19 protein-coding genes are annotated in these 18,757 nt (G+C 72.2%); 1 reads left to right on the plus strand and 18 read right to left on the minus strand.

The genetic code is table 11. From position 1 onward, the window contains the following. Positions 1 to 96: 96 nt before the first annotated feature. The 15 genes from dprA to ACFVYX_RS27380 all read right to left on the minus strand — a co-directional run bounded on the left by dprA (position 97) and on the right by ACFVYX_RS27380 (position 11,360). Complete coding sequence (dprA, locus tag ACFVYX_RS27310) at positions 97 to 1,296, minus strand: DNA-processing protein DprA (RefSeq protein WP_389684151.1); 1,200 nt, start codon at positions 1,294 to 1,296, stop codon at positions 97 to 99. Beyond that, positions 1,293 to 2,915, minus strand: coding sequence for a YifB family Mg chelatase-like AAA ATPase (locus tag ACFVYX_RS27315; protein WP_389684152.1), 1,623 nt, complete (start codon positions 2,913 to 2,915; stop codon positions 1,293 to 1,295). The genes dprA and ACFVYX_RS27315 overlap by 4 nt, the downstream gene beginning before the upstream one ends. Position 2,916: 1 nt before the next feature. Next, positions 2,917 to 3,282 (minus strand): YraN family protein, encoded by a 366-nt coding sequence (locus ACFVYX_RS27320; protein ID WP_389684153.1) that lies wholly within the window; start codon positions 3,280 to 3,282, stop codon positions 2,917 to 2,919. A gap of 120 nt (positions 3,283 to 3,402) precedes the next feature. Continuing rightward, positions 3,403 to 3,711 carry a DUF2469 domain-containing protein gene (locus ACFVYX_RS27325; RefSeq protein ID WP_005311352.1) on the minus strand — a complete coding sequence of 103 codons (309 nt, stop codon included), beginning with the start codon at positions 3,709 to 3,711 and terminating at the stop codon, positions 3,403 to 3,405. Positions 3,712 to 3,766: 55 nt separating this feature from the next. Beyond that, on the minus strand, positions 3,767 to 4,300 hold the full coding sequence (locus tag ACFVYX_RS27330; protein WP_389684154.1) for an NUDIX hydrolase: 534 nt from the start codon (positions 4,298 to 4,300) through the stop codon (positions 3,767 to 3,769). Next, the gene (lepB, locus tag ACFVYX_RS27335) at positions 4,297 to 5,064 is read right to left on the minus strand and encodes a signal peptidase I (protein WP_389684155.1); all 768 of its coding nucleotides are present in this window, start codon (positions 5,062 to 5,064) and stop codon (positions 4,297 to 4,299) included. The genes ACFVYX_RS27330 and lepB (ACFVYX_RS27335) overlap by 4 nt, the downstream gene beginning before the upstream one ends. 74 nt (positions 5,065 to 5,138) lie before the next feature. Continuing rightward, the gene (gene lepB / locus ACFVYX_RS27340) at positions 5,139 to 6,074 is read right to left on the minus strand and encodes a signal peptidase I (protein ID WP_389684201.1); all 936 of its coding nucleotides are present in this window, start codon (positions 6,072 to 6,074) and stop codon (positions 5,139 to 5,141) included. Next, positions 6,043 to 7,038 carry a signal peptidase I gene (gene lepB / locus ACFVYX_RS27345; RefSeq protein ID WP_389684156.1) on the minus strand — a complete coding sequence of 332 codons (996 nt, stop codon included), beginning with the start codon at positions 7,036 to 7,038 and terminating at the stop codon, positions 6,043 to 6,045. The genes lepB (ACFVYX_RS27340) and lepB (ACFVYX_RS27345) overlap by 32 nt, the downstream gene beginning before the upstream one ends. Next, positions 7,031 to 7,882: a signal peptidase I gene (lepB, locus tag ACFVYX_RS27350; protein ID WP_389684157.1), complete on the minus strand. Its 852-nt coding sequence runs from the start codon at positions 7,880 to 7,882 to the stop codon at positions 7,031 to 7,033. Before lepB (ACFVYX_RS27350) ends, lepB (ACFVYX_RS27345) begins: the two co-directional genes overlap by 8 nt. Before the next feature lie 69 nt (positions 7,883 to 7,951). Further along, positions 7,952 to 8,302, minus strand: a complete 351-nt coding sequence (rplS, locus tag ACFVYX_RS27355) for a 50S ribosomal protein L19 (protein WP_015036473.1) — start codon at positions 8,300 to 8,302, stop codon at positions 7,952 to 7,954. Between the two features lie 129 nt (positions 8,303 to 8,431). Then, positions 8,432 to 9,253: a tRNA (guanosine(37)-N1)-methyltransferase TrmD gene (trmD, locus tag ACFVYX_RS27360; protein ID WP_389684158.1), complete on the minus strand. Its 822-nt coding sequence runs from the start codon at positions 9,251 to 9,253 to the stop codon at positions 8,432 to 8,434. Continuing rightward, a complete protein-coding gene (gene rimM, locus ACFVYX_RS27365; RefSeq protein WP_389684159.1) occupies positions 9,250 to 9,807 on the minus strand; it encodes a ribosome maturation factor RimM in 558 nt (185 codons plus the stop codon). The genes trmD and rimM overlap by 4 nt, the downstream gene beginning before the upstream one ends. A 118-nt stretch (positions 9,808 to 9,925) precedes the next feature. Further along, complete coding sequence (locus ACFVYX_RS27370) at positions 9,926 to 10,165, minus strand: RNA-binding protein (RefSeq protein ID WP_030206382.1); 240 nt, start codon at positions 10,163 to 10,165, stop codon at positions 9,926 to 9,928. Between the two features lie 2 nt (positions 10,166 to 10,167). Further along, the gene (gene rpsP / locus ACFVYX_RS27375) at positions 10,168 to 10,611 is read right to left on the minus strand and encodes a 30S ribosomal protein S16 (RefSeq protein ID WP_030206380.1); all 444 of its coding nucleotides are present in this window, start codon (positions 10,609 to 10,611) and stop codon (positions 10,168 to 10,170) included. A 155-nt stretch (positions 10,612 to 10,766) separates the two neighbouring features. Further along, positions 10,767 to 11,360 (minus strand): hypothetical protein, encoded by a 594-nt coding sequence (locus tag ACFVYX_RS27380; RefSeq protein ID WP_319319829.1) that lies wholly within the window; start codon positions 11,358 to 11,360, stop codon positions 10,767 to 10,769. 401 nt (positions 11,361 to 11,761) lie between these two features. Between ACFVYX_RS27380 and ACFVYX_RS27385 the strand changes: the two genes are divergently transcribed. Next, on the plus strand, positions 11,762 to 12,487 hold the full coding sequence (locus ACFVYX_RS27385; protein ID WP_389684160.1) for a methyltransferase domain-containing protein: 726 nt from the start codon (positions 11,762 to 11,764) through the stop codon (positions 12,485 to 12,487). 77 nt (positions 12,488 to 12,564) lie between these two features. Here ACFVYX_RS27385 and ftsH read toward each other — a convergent pair whose 3' ends face one another. The 3 genes from ftsH to ACFVYX_RS27400 form a co-directional block, all read right to left on the minus strand. Further along, positions 12,565 to 14,484, minus strand: a complete 1,920-nt coding sequence (gene ftsH / locus ACFVYX_RS27390) for an ATP-dependent zinc metalloprotease FtsH (protein WP_389684161.1) — start codon at positions 14,482 to 14,484, stop codon at positions 12,565 to 12,567. Between the two features lie 138 nt (positions 14,485 to 14,622). Further along, entirely contained in the window at positions 14,623 to 16,176 is a 1,554-nt protein-coding gene (ffh, locus tag ACFVYX_RS27395; RefSeq protein WP_389684162.1) for a signal recognition particle protein, read from the minus strand. Between the two features lie 119 nt (positions 16,177 to 16,295). After that, positions 16,296 to 18,749 carry a [protein-PII] uridylyltransferase gene (locus ACFVYX_RS27400; protein ID WP_389684163.1) on the minus strand — a complete coding sequence of 818 codons (2,454 nt, stop codon included), beginning with the start codon at positions 18,747 to 18,749 and terminating at the stop codon, positions 16,296 to 16,298. Positions 18,750 to 18,757 lie beyond the last annotated feature (8 nt).

Below are 18,757 nucleotides of genomic sequence, written 5' to 3' on the forward strand. Positions count from 1 at the left end.
CTTCGAACCCGGGCCGTGGCGCGCGTCGGCCCCTCGGGCGCGGCCGAGAGAACTCGGTTGTTCATCGCCATCACCCTTTCACCCGAATGCTCCAGGTCAAGTACCGCCTCGCCGCGCGTTCGACGCCGACGTGGCCTCCTTCGTCAACTGCCAGCCCTCGCTGTGCCGTTCGACGAAACCTAGGGAGTGGAGTTCGTACAGCTTGGCGAGGGTGTCGTCGGGGGTGGTACCGGCGCGACGGGCGATGCCTGTCGTGGGGGTCGGGCCCCGGGCGGGGACCGCCTCCAGGACCTGGGCCGTCGCGGGGGCGAGGAGATCACGGGGAAGGACCGGCCCCCGGCGCGCCGGGGCGAGGTCGCCCATGTCGCCGACGAGTTCGACGATCTCGTCGGCGTCGGTGACGAGGGTCGCGTCGCCCCGCAGGAGTTCATGGACGCCCGCGGAGAGTGCGCTGGTGACGGGTCCGGGGACGCCCATGATGTGGCGGCCGAGGCGCGCGGCGGCGCGGGCGGTGACGAGGGAGCCGCTGCGGTGCTGGGCCTCGATGACGACCGTTCCCCGGGTGAGGGCGGCGATGACGCGGTTGCGCAGGATGAAGCGGCTGGGTGTGGGGTGACTGTCGGGCGGCAACTCGCCTACCACGAGCCCCTGTTCGGCGATGCGTCGGATGAGCTGGTCATGGCCTCGGGGGTACGGGGTGTCGACCCCGCAGGCGAGGACGGCGACGGTGGCTCCGGCTGCCGCGAGCGCGCCGCGGTGGGCGGCGCCGTCGATGCCGTAGGCGGCTCCGGAGACGACGACCCAGCCCCGGCGGGCCAGACCGGTGGCGAGGTCGGCCGCGGTGTGCGCGCCGTACGGGGTGCAGGCGCGGGCGCCGACGAGGGCGACGGAGCGGAGGGCCCAGGTGCGCAGGTCGGCCGGGCCTCTGACCCAGAGGCCGAGGGGGCGGGCGTCTCCGAGGTCGTCGAGTTGACGGGGCCATTCGGTGTCACCGGGGATGAGGAACCGGCCACCGAGTTCGTGGATGGCGGCGAGGTCGCGCTCGGGGTCCGCCGCGGTGGCGCGCAGCCGCCAGGAGGTGACGCGCTTCTGTCCCGTACCGGGAAAGGGATCGCCCCCGCCGGAACCACCGGAGCCGCCGGAATCAGTGGCGTCGGCGGGGTGGAGCAGTCGGTCGAGGAAGCCGGTGGCTCCGTAGCGGTGGAGCCAGCGGCCCGCGTGTTCGTCACCGGGTTCGACGGCCCGGCTGAGTGTGGCGCGGGCCCGCCGTTCGACGAGGCGGGTGGGGGCGGTCATGCGCGCTCCCCCGCTCCGACGGGCACACCCCGGGTGATGCCGGTGCGCAGTTCGAGGGCGAGGGCGATGTCCTGGCTGTCGGGACGGTCGTGTCCGGCGAGGTCGGCGACGCTCCAGGCGACCCGGAGCACGCGGTCGAGGCCACGGGCGGTGAGAAGGCCGCGTTCGATGTCGCGTTCGGCGGTCGCGAGGGCTCCGGGTGCGGCGAGGTACCGGGTACGGAGTTCGTGGCCGGGGATCTCGCTGTTGACGCTCCAGGGGGTGCCGGCGAGGCGGGCGGCGGCGCGGGCCCGGGCCTCGCGAACGCGGGCGGCGACGGTGGCGCTGGTCTCGCCCCGGCCGCCCTGGCCGAGGAGGTCGGCGCGGGTGACGGGTTCGACCTCCACGCGCAGGTCGACGCGGTCGAGGAGGGGGCCGGAGAGGCGTGCCTGGTATCGGCGGACGAGCGCGGCCGGGCATTCGCAGCCCGCGCCCTGCTGGGTGTGCCGGCCGCAGGGGCAGGGGTTGGCGGCGAGGGCGAGGAGGAAGCGGGCGGGGAGCCGTACGACTCCGGCGGCGCGGGCGATGACGACGTGCCCGGATTCGAGGGGCTGGCGGAGCGCGTCGAGGACCTTCCCCGAGAACTCGGGGGCTTCGTCGAGGAAGAGGATCCCCCGGTGGGCCAGGGAGACGGCGCCGGGCCTGGGGAGGCCGTTCCCGCCGCCGACGAGTGACTGCATGGTGGCGGAGTGGTGGGGCGCGCAGTAGGGGGCGCGGCGGACGAGGGGTTCGCCGGGCGGGAGGATGCCGGCGACCGAGTGGACGGCGGTGACTTCGAGGGATTCTTGTCGGGTGAGGGGCGGGAGGATGCCGGGGAGGCGCTCGGCCAGCATGGTCTTTCCGGCGCCGGGTGGGCCGGAGAGCAGCAGGTGGTGGCTGCCGGCGGCGGCCACTTCCAGGGCGCGGCGGGCGCGGTGCTGGCCGGCGACGTCGGCCAGATCGGGGCCTCCGGTGGGGTCGGCGGGGTCGGGGGCGAGCCCGGTGCCGATGCCGGCTCCGGGGACGAGGAGTCCCGCGAGCATGGCGTCGGGTCGGCCTTCCTCCGTCGGCTCCTCCTCGGGGACGGGTTCGTCGGTGAGGACGGCGATGAGCTGCCGGAGACTGCGGACGCCGAGGACGGAGACTCCGGGGACGAGCGCGGCTTCGCCGGCGGTCTGTTCGGGGACGACGACCTGGTGGTATCCGGCGTCGGCGGCGGCGAGGACGGCGGGCAGGATGCCGCGGACGGGCCGCACCCGTCCGTCGAGGCCGAGTTCACCGATGAGGACGAGGTCGGCGATGGCGCGCGGGTCGATCCGCTCGGCGGCTCCGAGCACCGCCGCGGCGACGGCCAGGTCGAAGCCCGAGCCGCCCTTGGGTACGGACGCCGGGCTGAGTCCGACGGTGAGCTTCTTCTGGGGCCATTCGGCGCCGGAGTTGACGATGGCGGCACGGACCCGGTCGCGGCTCTCGGTGAGGCTCTTGTCGGGGAGGCCGACGAGGGTGAAGGCGGCGACGCCGGGTTCGAGGTCGGCCTGGACCTCGACGACGACGCCTTCGACGCCGACGAGGGCGACGGAGCAGGTACGGGCGAATCCCATCTCAGGCCACCCCCTGGGCGTGGGTGAGGACGGGGGCGCCGCGGCGGGGCAGGACGATGCCGACGAGGTCGATACGGACGCCGCCGGGGGGTGCCGGATCGCCGTTGCGGTCGAGCCAGCAGGCGGCGAGGCGGCGGAGCCGGTCGGCCTTGCCCGGGGTGACGGCGGCCATCGGGTGTTCGTAGGAGCCGAGCCGTCGGGTCTTGACCTCGCAGACGACGAGGGTGTCGCCGTCGCGGGCGACGATGTCGATCTCGCCGGTGCGGCCGCAGCGCCAGTTGCGGGCGAGGATCTGCATGCCGGTCGCGGTGAGCCGACGGGCGGCGAGCTCTTCGCCGTACCGTCCGAGTGCCTGGGTCTTGTTCATGCGGTACCACCTCCGTCACTGACTGTGACGGAGCGGGGCGGATCGCGTGCGGCGCTGTGGACGGCGGGGGTGCTGTGAAGAACGGCCTCACCCGTGAGGGTGAGGCCGCGTTCACCGGTGTCAGCTGCCGGGTAGTTCGAGGTCGCTCTTGTTGAGCTCCTCGATGTTCACGTCCTTGAAGGTGAGGACCCGCACCTGCTTGACGAACCTGGCCGGTCTGTACATGTCCCAGACCCAGGCATCAGCCATGCTGACCTCGAAGAAAACCTCACCCTGCACCGAGTGCACCTGCATCTCGTAGTCATTGGTGAGGTAGAAGCGCCGCTCGGTCTCGATCACGTATTTGAACAGGCCGACGACATCGCGGTACTCCCGGTAGAGCTTCAGCTCCATCTCGGTCTCGTACTTCTCGAGGTCCTCGGCGCTCATGGCATGTTCCCCTTCAGCCGTGCGTCCCCCTATTGTGCGCCAGTCGAACGCGCCCCTAAACGATTTCCGGGGCGAGAACCAACGGTGCACTCGGAGGTCCCTCGTCGAGCAGCGTGCGGAGCAGCTCGGCGAGTCTGGTCGGGTACACCGTCTCACGCGCCGCCGACAGTTCCGCGGAGGTCCACCATCTCAGGCCGCCGAGACTGCGGTTCTCCAGCTCGGTGAGGGCCCGCGGGCGGGGCGCCGCCCCGGTTCCGCGCGTGCGGGCGAGGTAGTACCACTCGTCCTGGTCCCAGCGGCGACCGTCGAAGGGGAAGGAGCAGTACCGCTTCCAGAGCACCGGTCCGAGGTCGACATCGGTGATGCCGGTCTCCTCGGCGAGCTCGCGCAGCGCCGCCTCCTCGCGGGTCTCGCCGCCTTCGAGGCCGCCGCCGGGGGTGAACCACCAGGAGTCGGCCGGGTCGTCCGGCTCGTGTCCGTGAAGGAGCAGCACGCGGTCGTCGGGGTCGAGGAGCACGACCCGCGCGACCCGCCGCCGGACGTGCGCCGGGTCCGGGTTCGCCGGAGGCCGCGCGGAGGAATGCGTCATGTACCCACCTTCTCCCGCCGTCCGGTCCTGGGCCCCGCCGGGCGGCGCTTCGCGAGGAAGCCCGCCACCGGGCCGTACGCGGCTCCGGCCAGCACCAGGAAGGCTCCGGCGGCGACGGCGGTGAGGAGGGGGCGTACGGGCCCGGGTTCGGAGATGCCGCCGGGGAGTCCCGCGAAGCCGGCGGGGCGTTCCAGGAGGCCCTTGGCGGGCCAGACGACCGCGTCGACCCGGGCGACGACGGTGGAGCGGGGCACGGAGCCCTGGCCGGCCTCCTCGATGTGCGTACGGGAGTCGAGCGAGGTGTGCCGCTCGTCGCCGAGGAGGAAGAGGTTGCCCTCCGGGACGGTGACGGAGAACTCCTGTCCGGAGGCGACGGTCCGGCCGCCGGGTCCCGGCCTCAGGTAGGGCTCGTGGACGGGCGTGCCGTCGATGGTGAGGCGGCCGTTCCGGTCGCAGCAGGCGACGGTGTCGCCTCCGACGGCGGCGACCCGCTTCACCATGGGCGAGTTGCCCCAGAGCGGGTCGGTGAAGACGACGACGTCGCCGCGCCGGACCTCTTCGCCGTCGACGCGCTGGGCGAGGATCTTGGACCCGGTCTCGAGGGTGGGGGTCATGGAGTCGGTGGGGACGGAGTACGGCTGGTAGAGCAGGGCTCCCCAGACGAAGCCGCCGAGGAAGAGCACACAGCCGACGGCCACGGCCAGCCCCGACAGCGTGCTGCCGAGGCGGCCGTGGCCGCTCTGGGTCCGTATGTTTCCGCTCATGTGCGCACCCCGTAGGTCTGTCGACGGACCGTGGGTCTGTCGACGGTCCGGGACGGCACCCTACCCGCGGGTCACTATGCGGCGGTATGCCGCGCGGCGAGCTTCTTCCTGCGCCACAGCACCAGCGGGAGCGCTCCGGCGAGGCCTGCCGCGCCGACGGGGGCGGCGGTCATGGCCTGGCCCAGGCCGGGCTGGTCGAAGACGTCGGGGACGGGGAGGGTCGCCCAGCGGGTGACGGGCCAGGCGATCACGACGGCGCGGCCGACGACCTCGTCGTTGGAGACGGTGCCGCCGCCCGGGAGCTGCTGGTGGAAGCGGGAGTCCAGGGAGTTCTGGCGGTTGTCGCCCATGACCCAGATCCGGTTCTCGGGGACCTTGATCGGTCCGAACGAGTCCTGGCAGGGCAGGGAGCCGGGGTAGAGGTAGCCGGTCTCGTCCAGCGTCTTGCCGTTGAGGACGACCTTGCCGCCCTCCTTGCAGGACACGGTGTCCCCGCCGACGGCGATGACGCGCTTGATGAGGTCCTTCTCCTCGGCGGACGGCATGAGGCCGATGAAGCTGAGGAACTTCTGCACGACGTTGGGCGTGGGCGTCTTCTGGCCTTCGAGCCAGCCGCCCGGGTCGTGGAAGACGACAACCTCGCCGCGCTCGGGCTCGGAGCCGAACCAGGGGGTGAGCTTGTCGACGAGGACGCGGTCGCCCTTCTGGAGGGTGTTCATCATCGATTCCGAGGGGATCGAGAACGCCTGCACCAGGAAGGTCTTGATCAGCAGGGCGAGCACCAGGGCGATGCCGACGAGGAGGGGCAGTTCCTTCCAGAAGGAACGCTGCTTCCTGGGGCCCCTGCCGGAGCCGCCCGCCGTGTCGTCGTCGCCACCGCCCGGCACACCGCCACCCGGCGGTCGCGCCTGCTCGTCACCCGTCACGTCGTCACCCGCACTGTCATCGCCGAAGGCCCCGCCGGCCCTTTTGTCGGGCTCATCGTGTCCGGATCGTGCGCCGACGGCCAAATCCCCCACATCCACTCCTCAGTCCGTGCGAACGCCTGCCCCGGGTCAGGGACAGGCCCACCACTCCCATAACGAGCAGAAGTTCCGCAGGGGTCGGGAGCCCGGTGAATCCGTTCAGATTCCGCTGGGACACACTATGCGACAGACCGAGCGCGGACTCGGAACCCGTACGGGCGTCCGGTACGGCGGCGAAGGTGTCCCGCTCCTCGAGGCCGCGCCAGTGCCCGATCGGCCAGGCGATCACCACGGCACGTCCCACGACCTGCTTCTCCGAGACGGTTCCCTGGTCCTTCTCGTCGAGGTGGAAGCGGGAGTCCGCCGAATCGGAGCGGTGGTCACCGAGGACGAAGATCCGGCCCTGCGGGACCTTCACCTCGAAGGGGATGGTGGACGGCTCGTTCCCCGGGTGCAGGTACGGCTCGTCGAGCGGTACGCCGTTGACGGTGATCCGCCCGTCCGCGCCGCAGCAGCGGACGGTGTCTCCGCCGACGGCGACGACCCTCTTGATGAGGTCCCGGTCATCGGCGGAGGGCAGCAGCCCGATGAAGGTCAGGGCCTGCTTGGCCTGCTTGATGCCGACCGGGTCGTCGGCGGGCGGCGTGGCCTCCTGCTGGAGCCAGTTGCCGGGGTCCTTGAAGACGACGACGTCGCCGCGCTGCGGGCGGGAGCCGAACCAGGGGGTGAGCTTGTCGACGAGGACCCGGTCGGAGATCCGGATCGTCTGTTCCATGGAACCGGACGGGATGACGAAGGCCTGGACCAGGAACGTCTTGAGGACGAGCGCGATGAGGACGGCCACCGTGACGAGGATCGGGATCTCGCGGATCGCGGACCGCTGTCGGCGTCGCTTGACCTTGCGGGCGAGCCTGCGCCGCTCCGCCCGTCCCGGCAGGGCGGCGCCCTGGCCGGTGCCCTGCTCGCCGTCGTGACGCGGTCCGCCCGGGGGCCGGCCTCGGCTACCCATGGCCCCCCGTCCCGTGTCCGCCGGCCGGCGCGGCCGGTACGGCGTCGAAGGCGTCCGTGGCGGCGACGCCGGACCAGCGCCCGAAGGGCCAGGCGATCCAGTCGGCGCGTCCGACGACCCTGTCGACGGGGACCATTCCGCCGCCGGGGCTGCCCAGGTGGTCCCGGGAGTCGCTGGACTGGCTGCGGTGGTCGCCCATGACCCAGAGCCTGTCCTGCGGGACGACGATGTCGAAGGGCACGCTGGAGGGCTGGTCCCCGGGCATCAGGTACCGCTCCTCGACGGTGACGCCGTTGACGGTGAGCCGGCCGCCCTTGTCGCAGCAGACCACCCGGTCGCCGCCGATGCCGACGACCCGCTTCACGAAGTCGGTCTCGTCGGGTTCCGCGAGTCCGAGGGCGGCCGCGCCGTCGTGGAGCACTCCGGTCACCGGATTGCCCTGCGCCTGCTCGCGTACGAAGGATCCCGTGCCGTCGAAGACGATGACATCGCCCCGGCCCGGCTCGCTGCCGAAACGGTACGCCAGCTTGTTCACGAGGATCCGGTCGCCGACCTGGAGCGTCGGCTCCATCGAGCCGCTCGGGATGAGGAAGGGCTGCAGCACGAAATGGCTCAGGAGCAGCAGGAAGGTCACACAGACGCCGCCCAGAAAGGCCGTCCGCCGCCAGGAGGGCGCGGTCCCGCCGGACGTGGCCGCGTCCGGCACCGTCGCGTCCGGCGTGGTCCCGCCGGACGTGGTCGCGTCCGGCGTGGTCCCGCCGTCCTCGGAAACGCGCGCGGAGCGCGACCCGTCCTCCGTACCGGAAGAGGGGTCGCGCTCCGTGTGCTGTGCTTCGTTGTCCATCGGGGGCAGAGCCTATCCGGCCTGCCTGTGCGAGGGCTCGGAAGCGTCGAGCGTGCCGGGAGCCGAGGCTCAGCGGTCGCGCTTCTCCTTGATCTTGGCAGCCTTGCCGCGCAGCTCACGCAGGTAGTAGAGCTTGGCGCGACGGACGTCACCGCGGGTCACGAGCTCGATCTTCTCGAAGATCGGGCTGTTCACCGGGAAGGTGCGCTCGACGCCGACGGAGAACGAGACCTTGCGGACCGTGAAGGTCTCGCTGACGCCCGAGCCCTGGCGGCGGATGACGACACCCTTGAACTGCTGGATACGCGAGCGGTTGCCTTCGATGACGCGCACGTGGACGTTCACGGTGTCGCCGGGGCGGAAGGCGGGGAGGTCGGAGCGGAGCGAACCCGCGTTGACCTGGTCGAGCAGGGAGGCCATGGAGGTCTCTTTCCTCGCTGATGCCACAGGTCATCAGCGGTACGTTCGAAGATGATTCGGAGCGTCGTCCGCTCCTGGCGGCGTCGTTCCCCCTGTGGCAGGGGCGCGCGCCGGACGGACGACAGCGGCCTATTCTTCCACGTCTTCGCGCCTGCGCCAAAACCGGCCGCCGGGCTCCGGTGCCCACCCCATCATCGAGAGGATCTCGCGGTCCTTCTTGTCGAAGGCCGCGGGGTCGCAGCGCTCGATGAGGTCGGGGCGGTGGGCGGCGGTGCGCCGGAAGGCCTCGTCGCGCCGCCAGCGGGCGATCTTGCCGTGGTGCCCGCTGAGCAGGACGTCGGGGATGCCCCGGCCGCGCCACTCGGGGGGCTTGGTGTAGACGGGGCCCTCCAGGAGGTTGGCCATGGCCCCGGGGGCGAAGGAGTCGTCCCGGTGGGACTCGGCGTTGCCGAGGACACCCGGCAGGAGCCGGGCGACGGCCTCGGTGACGACGAGGACCGCGGCCTCTCCGCCGGCGAGGACGTAGTCGCCGATGGAGACCTCGTAGACCGGCATCCGGGTCGCGTACTCGTCCACCACGCGGCGGTCGATGCCCTCGTAGCGGGCGGGCGTGAAGATCAGCCAGGGCCGCTCGGAGAGCTCGACGGCCAGCTCCTGGGTGAAGGGGCGGCCGCTGGGGGTGGGGACGACGAGGACCGGGCCGTGGGCACCGCCCTCGTAGCCGTCGGCGAGCGTCTGGTCGAGCGCGTCGCCCCAGGGGTCGGTCTTCATGACCATGCCGGGACCGCCGCCGTACGGGGTGTCGTCGACGGTGTTGTGCCGGTCGTAGGTCCAGTCGCGCAGGTCGTGGACGTGGACGTCCAACTGTCCGCGCGCGCGTGCCTTGCCGACCAGCGAGACGTTCAGCGGTTCGAGGTACTCCGGGAAGATCGTGACGACGTCGAGCCTCATGCGTCGTCACCCGGTTCGTCGTCCCGGGAGGAGACGATCTCGGCGCGGTCGTCGATCAGGCCGGGCGGCGGGTCGATGACGGCCCGCTGCTCCTCCAGGTCGATCTCGGTGACGATCTCGCCGACGAAGGGGATCATCAGCTCGGTGCCGTCGGGCCGCTCGACGATGAAGAGGTCCTGGGACGGCAGGTGGGAGATCTCGGTGATCCGGCCGATCTCGGTGCCGTCGGCGAGGACCACGTCGAGGTCCATCAGCTGATGGTCGTAGTACTCGTCCTCCTCCTCGGGCAGCTCCGTGGGGTCGACCTCGGCGATGAGAAGGGTGTTGCGCAGGGCCTCGGCGGCGTTGCGGTCGTTGACGCCCACGAAGCGCAGCAACAGCTTGCCGCTGTGCACCTTGCCGGTCTCGATGGTCAGCGGCCCGGCGGAGGCCGGGTCGGTGAGCAGTACGGCACCGGGGCCGAGCCGCAGCTCGGGCTCGTCCGTCCGCACCTCGACGGTGACCTCGCCCTTGATGCCGTGGGCGCGGCCGATCCGCGCGACTACCAACTGCACTGCTCCACACTCTCCTGTCACACAGCTCGTACGACGAAAACGACAACGGGCCGGGGTGGGCTCGTAAGCCCTCCCCGGCCCGTGCCGGCACATCATTCAACCGATGCGGCCGACTTCTTCAGCGGACCTGGTCCACGTCGACGAGGTCGACCCGGATCCCACGGCCGCCGATGGCGCCCACGACGGTACGCAGCGCACGCGCGGTGCGGCCGTTGCGGCCGATCACCTTGCCGAGGTCTTCCGGGTGGACCCGGACCTCCAGCACGCGGCCACGGCGCAGGTTGCGCGAGGCGACCTGCACATCGTCGGGGTTGTCGACGATGCCCTTCACGAGGTGCTCGAGAGCCTCCTCGAGCATGATCAGGCCTCGGTCGACTCGGTCGACGCGGCCTCGGCCTCGTCAGCCTTCTTGTCGGCCTTCTTGGCCTTCGGGGTGATGGCCTCACCCTTGTCGTCGCCGGACTCGAGGGTCTTCGCGAACTCGTCGAACGAGGCGCGCTTCGCCTCCTTCGTCGCAGGGACGAGCAGGGCCTTCTCGGGGGCCGGGAGGCCCTTGGCCTTCTGCCAGTCGCCCGTGAGCTTCAGGATGGCGAGAACCGGCTCGGTCGGCTGGGCGCCGACGGACAGCCAGTACTGCGCACGCTCGGAGTCGACCTCGATACGCGACGGGTTGTACGTCGGGTGGTAGAGGCCGATCTCCTCGATCGCGCGACCGTCCCGGCGGGTGCGGGAGTCGGCGACGACGATGCGGTAGTGGGGCTGACGGATCTTACCGAGGCGCTTGAGCTTGATCTTGACTGCCACTGAAGTGGTGTCTCCTGGTCTTGACGTGGTTGGGCACTTTGAGATGCCACGTGGGGTTGCGGTACTCGGATGCCCGATGGACGCGTCAGCCGGAGGAGAGAGGGGTCCTGTGCGACTGTCGAGTACAGCTAGCCATTGTGCCACACGCCGCCGGCTCAGCTGGCGGCGCCCACCGTCTCCGGGATGCGGAACGGCTTGCCGCAGCCGCCGCAGACGATCGGGGCCTGGGCGAGCACCGAGGGCACCACACGCACGTTCCGCCCGCAGTCGCAGACGGCCTTGACGCGCACGCCGCCACCCGAGGAGCCGTGCCGGGCGGCCGGTCCGCGGAAGGAGCGCTTGGTGTCGGCCGCCGTGGCGACCATGTGGGCCTTCAGGGCGCGCTGGAGCCGCTCGATGGTGGGCCGGTAGCGCCGCCTCGCCTCGGGGTTGAGCGTGACCAGGGAGAAGCCGCTGCTGGCGTGTGGCTCCTCGGGGTGGTCGAGGCCCATCTCCTCGGCGATCGCGAGGAATCTGCGGTTGTGGTAGCGGCCGGCGCGGGAGGTGTCGCGGACACCTCGGGCGGCGGCGATGCCGTGGACTGCCTCGTGGAGCAGCCGTTCGAAGGAGAGCTCGGCGCCGCAGGCGGACGAGGACTCTCCGATCAGGGACTCGGGCGCGGCAAGGTCGGGCAGCTCGGGGTGGTGCCGCTGAATGTCGGCCCACGCCTGTGCCAGCTCTGCGGCGAGAACAGGTGGTGTCGTGCTCACGTCGGGTACAACGAGCCGGATCGCCTCCGGGTTCCATTCCGGGGCATCCCAAATATTTTGCACGTACCCGTCAGTTGCCGTTCATGCGTCCTGACGAGGGCCAGTGCGCCGATCTGCGGAGAAGCCGCGCAGCGGGCGTCAAGCTGGTGCGTAGTGGCGCATACGCCCCGGCGCGCGGCGAGGGCGCGTGCGCCCCGGGAGAACGTTCCCTCAGCGGACCGGGAAGCGTTGCACGGACATTACCGGGTCCGCGCGCGCGGTCGCGCGGCACCCCTCCCCCGGTTCCCGCTCCCTCACGCTTCCGGACGAATCGGTGCGGCGCGAGCACTGGACGCGGCCCGGGATGCGCAGTTCCCTGGCTACGGGGGCTGTCGTCCGAGCACGGATTGGGGCACTTTTCCATGACACCTACGCTCGTCCCGCACCACCCCGCGCGCGACTGGGCCGAGATCCAGGAACGCATGCTCGTTCCGCTCTACGAGGCGGTGTACGACCGCCTCGACGTGGGCGCCGGCTCGCGGGTCCTCGGCCTGGGCTGCGGCTCCGGCCTGGCTCTGCTGATGGCGGCCGCGCGGGGCGCACGGGTGGCCGGCGCGGACCGGGACCACGCACGCGTGGAGCTGGCCAGAGAGCGACTGCCGGAGGACGTCCCGGTCACGGAGGAGCCTCCGGAGGCCGGTCCGTACGGCGTGATCACGGCCTTCCACGCCACCGAAGGGCTCCTCCCCCAGCTGGTGGCGCTCACCCGTACGGCGCAACGGGGCGCCACGGTCGTGCTCGCGGGGTGGGGGCCGTCGGAGCGCTGCGCCACGGAACCGGTGCTGCGGGTCGCGGCCCGGCTCGCGGACCGCCGGCCCCGGATCCGCGCGGACCTGGACGGGCTGGTGGCGGCGGCAGGGCTGCGGCCGGACGGGTCGGGGCGGGTGGCCTGCCCCTTCGGGTACGCGAACGAGGGCAGCGCGGTACGCGGTCTGCTGTCGACGGGCGCGTTCGACCAGGCGGTCCTGGCGACGGATCCCTCGCAGGTGGCGAAGGAGATCGAGGAGGCGCTCGCCCCGCACGTGCGCGCGGACGGGACGGTGTGGATGCCGAACGTCTTCCGGTACGTGCTCGCCAGGGTGCCGTAGAACCGAGGCGGTCGGCTCGCCCGGGTGCCGTGGAGCCCGGGCATCGGTCCGCGTACCCGGGAGGCCCCTCCGGGGTGTCAGTCCTCCCGGCCCGCGCGGGGGATGCCCGCCGCCCGGTAGGCCTCGGCCTCCTCCAGGGTCTCGTTCTCCAGGAGCGCCGTGGCGAGGGCGTCCAGCCGGTCGCGATGCTCGCCCAGCAGGCGTACCGCGCTCTCGTAGCACTCCTCGACGATGCGGCGCATCTCCGCGTCGACGGCGTCGAGGGTCGCCGGGGCCGCCGCGAGGCCGTACGCCTGCTGGGCGTCGCCGGGGATCGCCGTGAGGCGGCCGACGCGCTCGCTCATGCCCCAGCGCCCCACCATGCCCCGGGCGATGCCGGTGACCTGTTCCAGATCGCTCTCGGCGCCGGTGGTGACGACGCCGAACACGACCTCCTCGGCGGCCATGCCGCCGAGGGCTCCGATGATCCGTCCCCGCAGGTAGTCCTCGGTGAAGGCGTACTTGTCGGAGTCGGGGGTGGAGAGGGTGACGCCGAGGGCCCGGCCGCGGGGGACGATGGTGATCTTGCGGACCGGGTCGGCCCCGGGCTGCAGCATGCCGAGGAGGGCGTGTCCGCTCTCGTGGTACGCGGTCCGGCGCCGCTCGTCGGCGGGCATCACGAGCGGGCGTTCCGCGCCGAGCTGGACCTTCTCCAGGGCGTCGGAGAGGTCCGACTGCGTGACGGCCCTCTGGTCGCGCTTGACCGCGAGCAGGGCGGCCTCGTTGGCGAGGTTGGCGAGTTCGGCGCCGGTCATCCCGGGGGTCGTCCGGGCCACGTGCTCCAGGTCGACGTCCTTGGCGAGCGGGATCTCCCGGGTGTGGATCCTGAGGATGGCCTCGCGGCCGCCCCGGTCCGGCGGGTTGACGTGCACGATCCGGTCGAAGCGGCCGGGCCGGGTGAGAGCGGGGTCGAGGACGTCGGCGCGGTTGGTGGCGGCGAGGACGATGACGCCCTCGGAGCCGGTGAAACCGTCCATCTCGGTGAGGATCTGATTGAGGGTCTGCTCGCGCTCGTCGTGCCCGCCCATGCCGGAACCGCCGCCCCTGGCCCGGCCGATGGTGTCGATCTCGTCGATGAAGATGATCGCGGGGGCGACCTTGCGGGCCTCGGCGAACAGCTCCCGCACCCGGGAGGCGCCGACACCCACGATCATCTCGATGAACTCCGACGCGGAGGCGGAGAAGAACGGCACCCCGGCCTCGCCCGCGACGGCGCGGGCGAGGAGGGTCTTTCCGGTGCCGGGCGGACCGGCGAGGAGCACACCGCGGGGCATCTTGGCGCCCATCGCGCGGTAGGCCCCCGGGTTCTTGAGGAAGTCGACGACGTCGTTGAGCTCGCCCTCGACCTCGTCGATGCCGGCGACGTCGGCGAAGGTGGTGCGCTGTTCGCCGGCCAGCTCCACGGGCTTGGGCGGGGTCTTGCGGCCGAGCATCCCGCCGGCGCCGCCCATGCCCGCGCTCATGCGGCGGGCGATGAACACCCACAGGAGGACGAGCAGCAGCATCGGCGCGAGCGAGATGAGGAGGTTGGCGAGGAAGCTGCGTTCGCGCACGACCGGCTCGGCCGTGACGGTGACGTTCTGCTTGGTCAGCTGCGCCCACAGATCGTCGTCGGCGAAGGCGGGGCGCTGGGTCTGGAACGTGCTGTAGTCGCCCTTGCCGTCGGGGACGGGCCGCTTGTCCTTCAGCTGTCCCTGGATCGCGTCACCCTTGGAGTAGATCTTGGTGACATTCCCGGCGGCGACCTGCTTGCTGAACTCGGTGTACGAGACGGTCGGCCCGTCGCCCTCGTTGAAGAACGACAGGACGATGTTGGTGATCAGGTAGACGACGAGCGCGGTGAGGATGAGGCTGCCCCAGCCGCCCGGCATCCTCCGCTTCGGCGGCGGGGGCGGCGGAGCCCCTTCCGAGCGCCAGGGCTGATCGGTCCGATCGCGCGGGGGTACGGGATTGGCCACGTGGCTCTCCTCGGGGCGGCAGTGGCCCCAGTATCGAAGAGCGGGAGGAACCCGGCATCGCGGGCGGCCCGGAGGGGTGAGAAGGGGCCCGGGGCGGTTCCGCACCGCTCAGGGCCCCTTCTCACGAGGTGACCGTGGTCAGCTCATGAACTTCTTGAACTCGTCCGGCAGCTCGAAGTCCTTGGGGGTCTGACCGGCCGCCGGGAGGCCGAAGGCGCCGCCCGCCTGCGTCTGCTCGCGGCGCTCGGCCGCGGCCTGCTCCTCGGCCTTCCGCTTCATCGGGTTGCCGCTCTTGCGCTTGCCCTTGGCCTGCTTGATCTGCTTCTTCTGCCGGCCGGGGCCACCACCCATGCCGGGCATGCCCGGCATGCCCGGGAGGCCGCCGCCCTGGGCCATGCGGGACATCATCTTGCGGGCCTCGAAGAACCGCTCGACGAGGCCCTTGACGGCGCTGACCTCGACGCCGGAGCCCTTGGCGATACGGGCACGGCGGGAGCCGTTGATGATGGTGGGGTCGTGGCGCTCGCCCGGGGTCATCGACTTGATGATGGCGGCCGTACGGTCGACGTCCCGCTCGTCGATGTTGGCGATCTGCTCCTTCATCTGGCCCATGCCGGGGAGCATCCCGAGCAGCTTCGAGATGGAGCCCATCTTGCGGACCTGCTCCATCTGCGCCAGGAAGTCGTCGAGCGTGAACTCCTGGCCCTTCTTCGACGCGAGCTTGGAGGCCATCTTGGCGGCCTCTTCCTCGTCGAAGGTCTGCTGGGCCTTCTCGATGAGGGAGAGCATGTCGCCCATGCCGAGGATGCGGGACGCCATGCGGTCCGGGTGGAACGCGTCGAACTCGTCCAGCTTCTCGCCGTTGGAGGCGAACATGATCTGCTTGCCGGTGACGTGCGCGATGGAGAGCGCGGCACCACCGCGGGCGTCGCCGTCGAGCTTGGAGAGCACGACGCCGTCGAAGCCGACGCCGTCGCGGAAGGCCTCGGCGGTGTTGACCGCGTCCTGACCGATCATGGCGTCGACGACGAAGAGGACCTCGTCGGGCGAGACCGCGTCACGGATGTCCGCGGCCTGCTGCATCAGCTCCTGGTCGATGCCGAGGCGGCCGGCGGTGTCGACGATGACGACGTCGTACATCTTGGTCCGCGCGTACTCGATCGAGTCCTTCGCGACCTGGACCGGGTCACCGACGCCGTTGCCCGGCTGGGGGCCGTAGAAGGCCACCCCGGCGCGGTCGGCGACGACACCGAGCTGCGTGACGGCGTTCGGGCGCTGGAGGTCGCAGGCGACCAGCAGCGGGGAGTGGCCCTGGCCCTTGAGCCAGAGACCGAGCTTTCCGGCGAGGGTGGTCTTACCGGCACCCTGGAGACCGGCCAGCATGATCACGGTGGGCGCGGTCTTGGCGAACCGCAGGCGCCGGGTCTCGCCACCGAGGATGGAGACGAGCTCCTCGTTGACGATCTTGATGACCTGCTGGGCGGGGTTCAGGGCCTGGGAGACCTCGACGCCGGTGGCGCGCTCCTTGACCTGCTTGATGAAGGACCGGACGACCGGCAGGGCGACATCCGCTTCGAGCAGGGCGATACGGATCTCGCGCGCGGTGGCGTCGATGTCCGCCTCGGACAGACGGCCCTTGCCGCGGAGGTTCTTGAAGGTCGCTGCAAGGCGGTCGGAGAGGGTATCGAACACGGCGGTCGCGGATCCTCAGGTGTCGGGGGCGGTCGGACTGCCCTCCAGGGTATCGGGCCGCTCGAAGTGTGTGCCCCCGCCCGCCGGATCCGGCGGGCGGGGGCGGGTCGGTACGGAGGTCAGCGGAGCGCCGACTCCAGGGTCCGGGCCAGGTCGATCGCCTCCTCGTCCGGCAGCAGGGCGCCGTCCGGGCGGGTCACGTACAGGGTGTCGACGGCGTTGGCGCCGAGCGTGGAGACATGGGCGCTGCGGACGCGGACCTCGGCGCCCTCCAGGGCGCGGCCGATGCGGTGGAGGAGGCCCGGGGCGTCCTGGGCGCGGACCTCGATGACGGTGGCGAGGCGGGAGTCGGCGGCGGCGACGGTGACGCGGGGCGGCGGGGCGGTGAGGCCGCGGCGGCGGGGGTAGGCGGCCTCGCGTTCGGCGAGGCGGGCGGGGATGTCGAGGGAGCCGTCGAGGGCGCGCACGAGGTCGGCGCGGAGCCGGGCGGCCTCGGGGAGGGAGCCGTACTCGGCGGCGACCCGCCAGTCGAGGACGAGGACGGGTCCCGTTCCGGTGCCGAGTCCGGTGGGGAGGTCGACGGCGCGCAGGTCGGCGGCGCGGACGGTGAGCCGGTGCAGGGCGAGGACGCCGGCGACTGCGGGGAGGACGCCGGGCTGGTCGGGCAGGGCGATGACGAGTTCGACGCCGACGGGTTCGGGTTCCTCGGGTTCCGCCGCGACCGGTTCGGTGTGGAGGGCGAGGACGGGTTCGCCGGTGCGCAGCGCCTCGATGGCGAGGCGTTCCTGTTCGGCGCTGGGGGCGGCGGCCTCGGGGTCGGGCGGGGTCTCGCCCGCGAGGACGCCCGCGACCCGTTTGACCAGGTCGGCGACGAGGGAGGCGCGCCAGGAGGACCAGGCTGCGGGGCCGGTGGCGAGGGCGTCGGCCTCGGTGAGGGCGTGGAGGAGTTCGAGGGTGCCGACGGTGCCGACGGCGGTGGCGACGGAGCGGACGGTGGCGGGGTCGTCGAGGTCGCGCCGGGTGGCGGTCTCGACGAGGAGCAGGTGGTGGCGGACGGCGGTGGCGACGGTGGCGACGTCGGCGCGGTCGAAGCCGATGCGGGTGGCGAGGTCGCGGGCGATGGTCTCGCCCGCGACGGAGTGGTCGCCCGGCCAGCCCTTGCCGATGTCGTGGAGGAGGGCGGCGACGAGGAGGAGGTCGGGGCGGCCGACGCGGCGGGTGAGCGAGGAGGCCCGTACGGCGGTCTCGACGAGGTGGCGGTCGACGGTCCAGGTGTGGACGGGGTTGCGCTGGGGCCGGCAGCGGACGCGTTCCCAGTCGGGGAGCAGCTGGGTGATCAGCCCTTCCGCTTCCAGGGCCTCCCAGACGGGGATCGTGGCCTCGCCCGCGCCGAGCAGGGTGACGAGCTCCTCGCGGGCCTCGGCGGGCCAGGGCACGGGCAGCGGCTTCGCGGTGGCGGCGAGGCGGCGTACGGCGTGCAGGGAGATCGGCAGGGCGGACTGGGCGGCCGCGGCGGCGGCCCGCAGGGGCAGCACGGGGTCGCGTTCGGGGCGGGCGGTGCGGGCGAGGACGACCTCGCCGTCCATCTCGACGACGCCTTCGGCGAGCGGGGTGCGCTCGACGGGCGGTTTCGCGACGCCCGTACGGCCCGTCAGGAGGGCCCGGAGCCGGGGCCGGGCCGAGCGGGCCTTGAGGACGCGGTTGACCTCCCGCCAGGTGACGTCGGTGGCGTACGAGATGGTCCGGGCGGCCTCGTACACCTCGCGGAGCAGGGTGTCGGCGTCGAGGAGGCCGAGTTCGGCGGCGACGGCGTCCTGTTCCTGGAGGGCGAGCCGATCGGTGGCGCGGCCGGTGGTGAGGTGGAGGGCGTCGCGGGCGTCGAGGAGGCGGCGGCGGGCGGCGTCGAGGCCTTCGCGGGGGGCGTCGGCGAGCCAGGAGGCGGCGACGGCGCGGAGGACCTGGGCGTCGCGGAGTCCGCCTCTGGCCTCCTTGAGGTCGGGTTCGAGGAGGAACTGCAGTTCGCCCATGCGCTCGGCGCGTTCCCTGCAGAGTTCGTCGAGTTCGGGGAGGCGCCGGGGAGCCTGGTTGCGCCAGTCCGCGAGGATCGTGGTGCGCAGGGCGGCGACGAGTCCGTGGTCTCCGGCGAGGGGCCGGGCGTCGAGGAGTCCGAGGTGGACCTTGAGGTCCTCGCGGGCGGTGGCGCGGGCTTCGGCGGGGGTGCGGACGGAGTGGTCGAGGGCGAGCCCGAGGTCCCAGACGGGGTACCAGATCCGGTCGGCGAGGGCGGCGACGGCGGCCTTGTCGGCGCTGCCGTCGTGGAGCAGGAGGAGGTCGAGGTCGCTGCGGGGGGAGAGTTCGGCGCGGCCGTAGCCACCGACGGCGACGAGGGCGACGCCCCGGGGCGGTGCGGCGGCCGTGAAGAGTCCGGCCAGCCAGTCGTCGGTGAGCCGGGCGAGGGCGGTACGGCGCGGCGGCCCGGACCGCTCCTTCTCGTGGAGGAGGAGCAGCCGGGCCGCCGCGTAACCGCCGGGTCCCGAATCTTCGGTCTCTTCGCTGACTTCGAGGCTCGTCACCCGGCGGC

The sequence above is a fragment of the Streptomyces sp. NPDC058326 genome (assembly GCF_042879855.1).
Classification (GTDB): Bacteria; Actinomycetota; Actinomycetes; order Streptomycetales; family Streptomycetaceae; genus Streptomyces.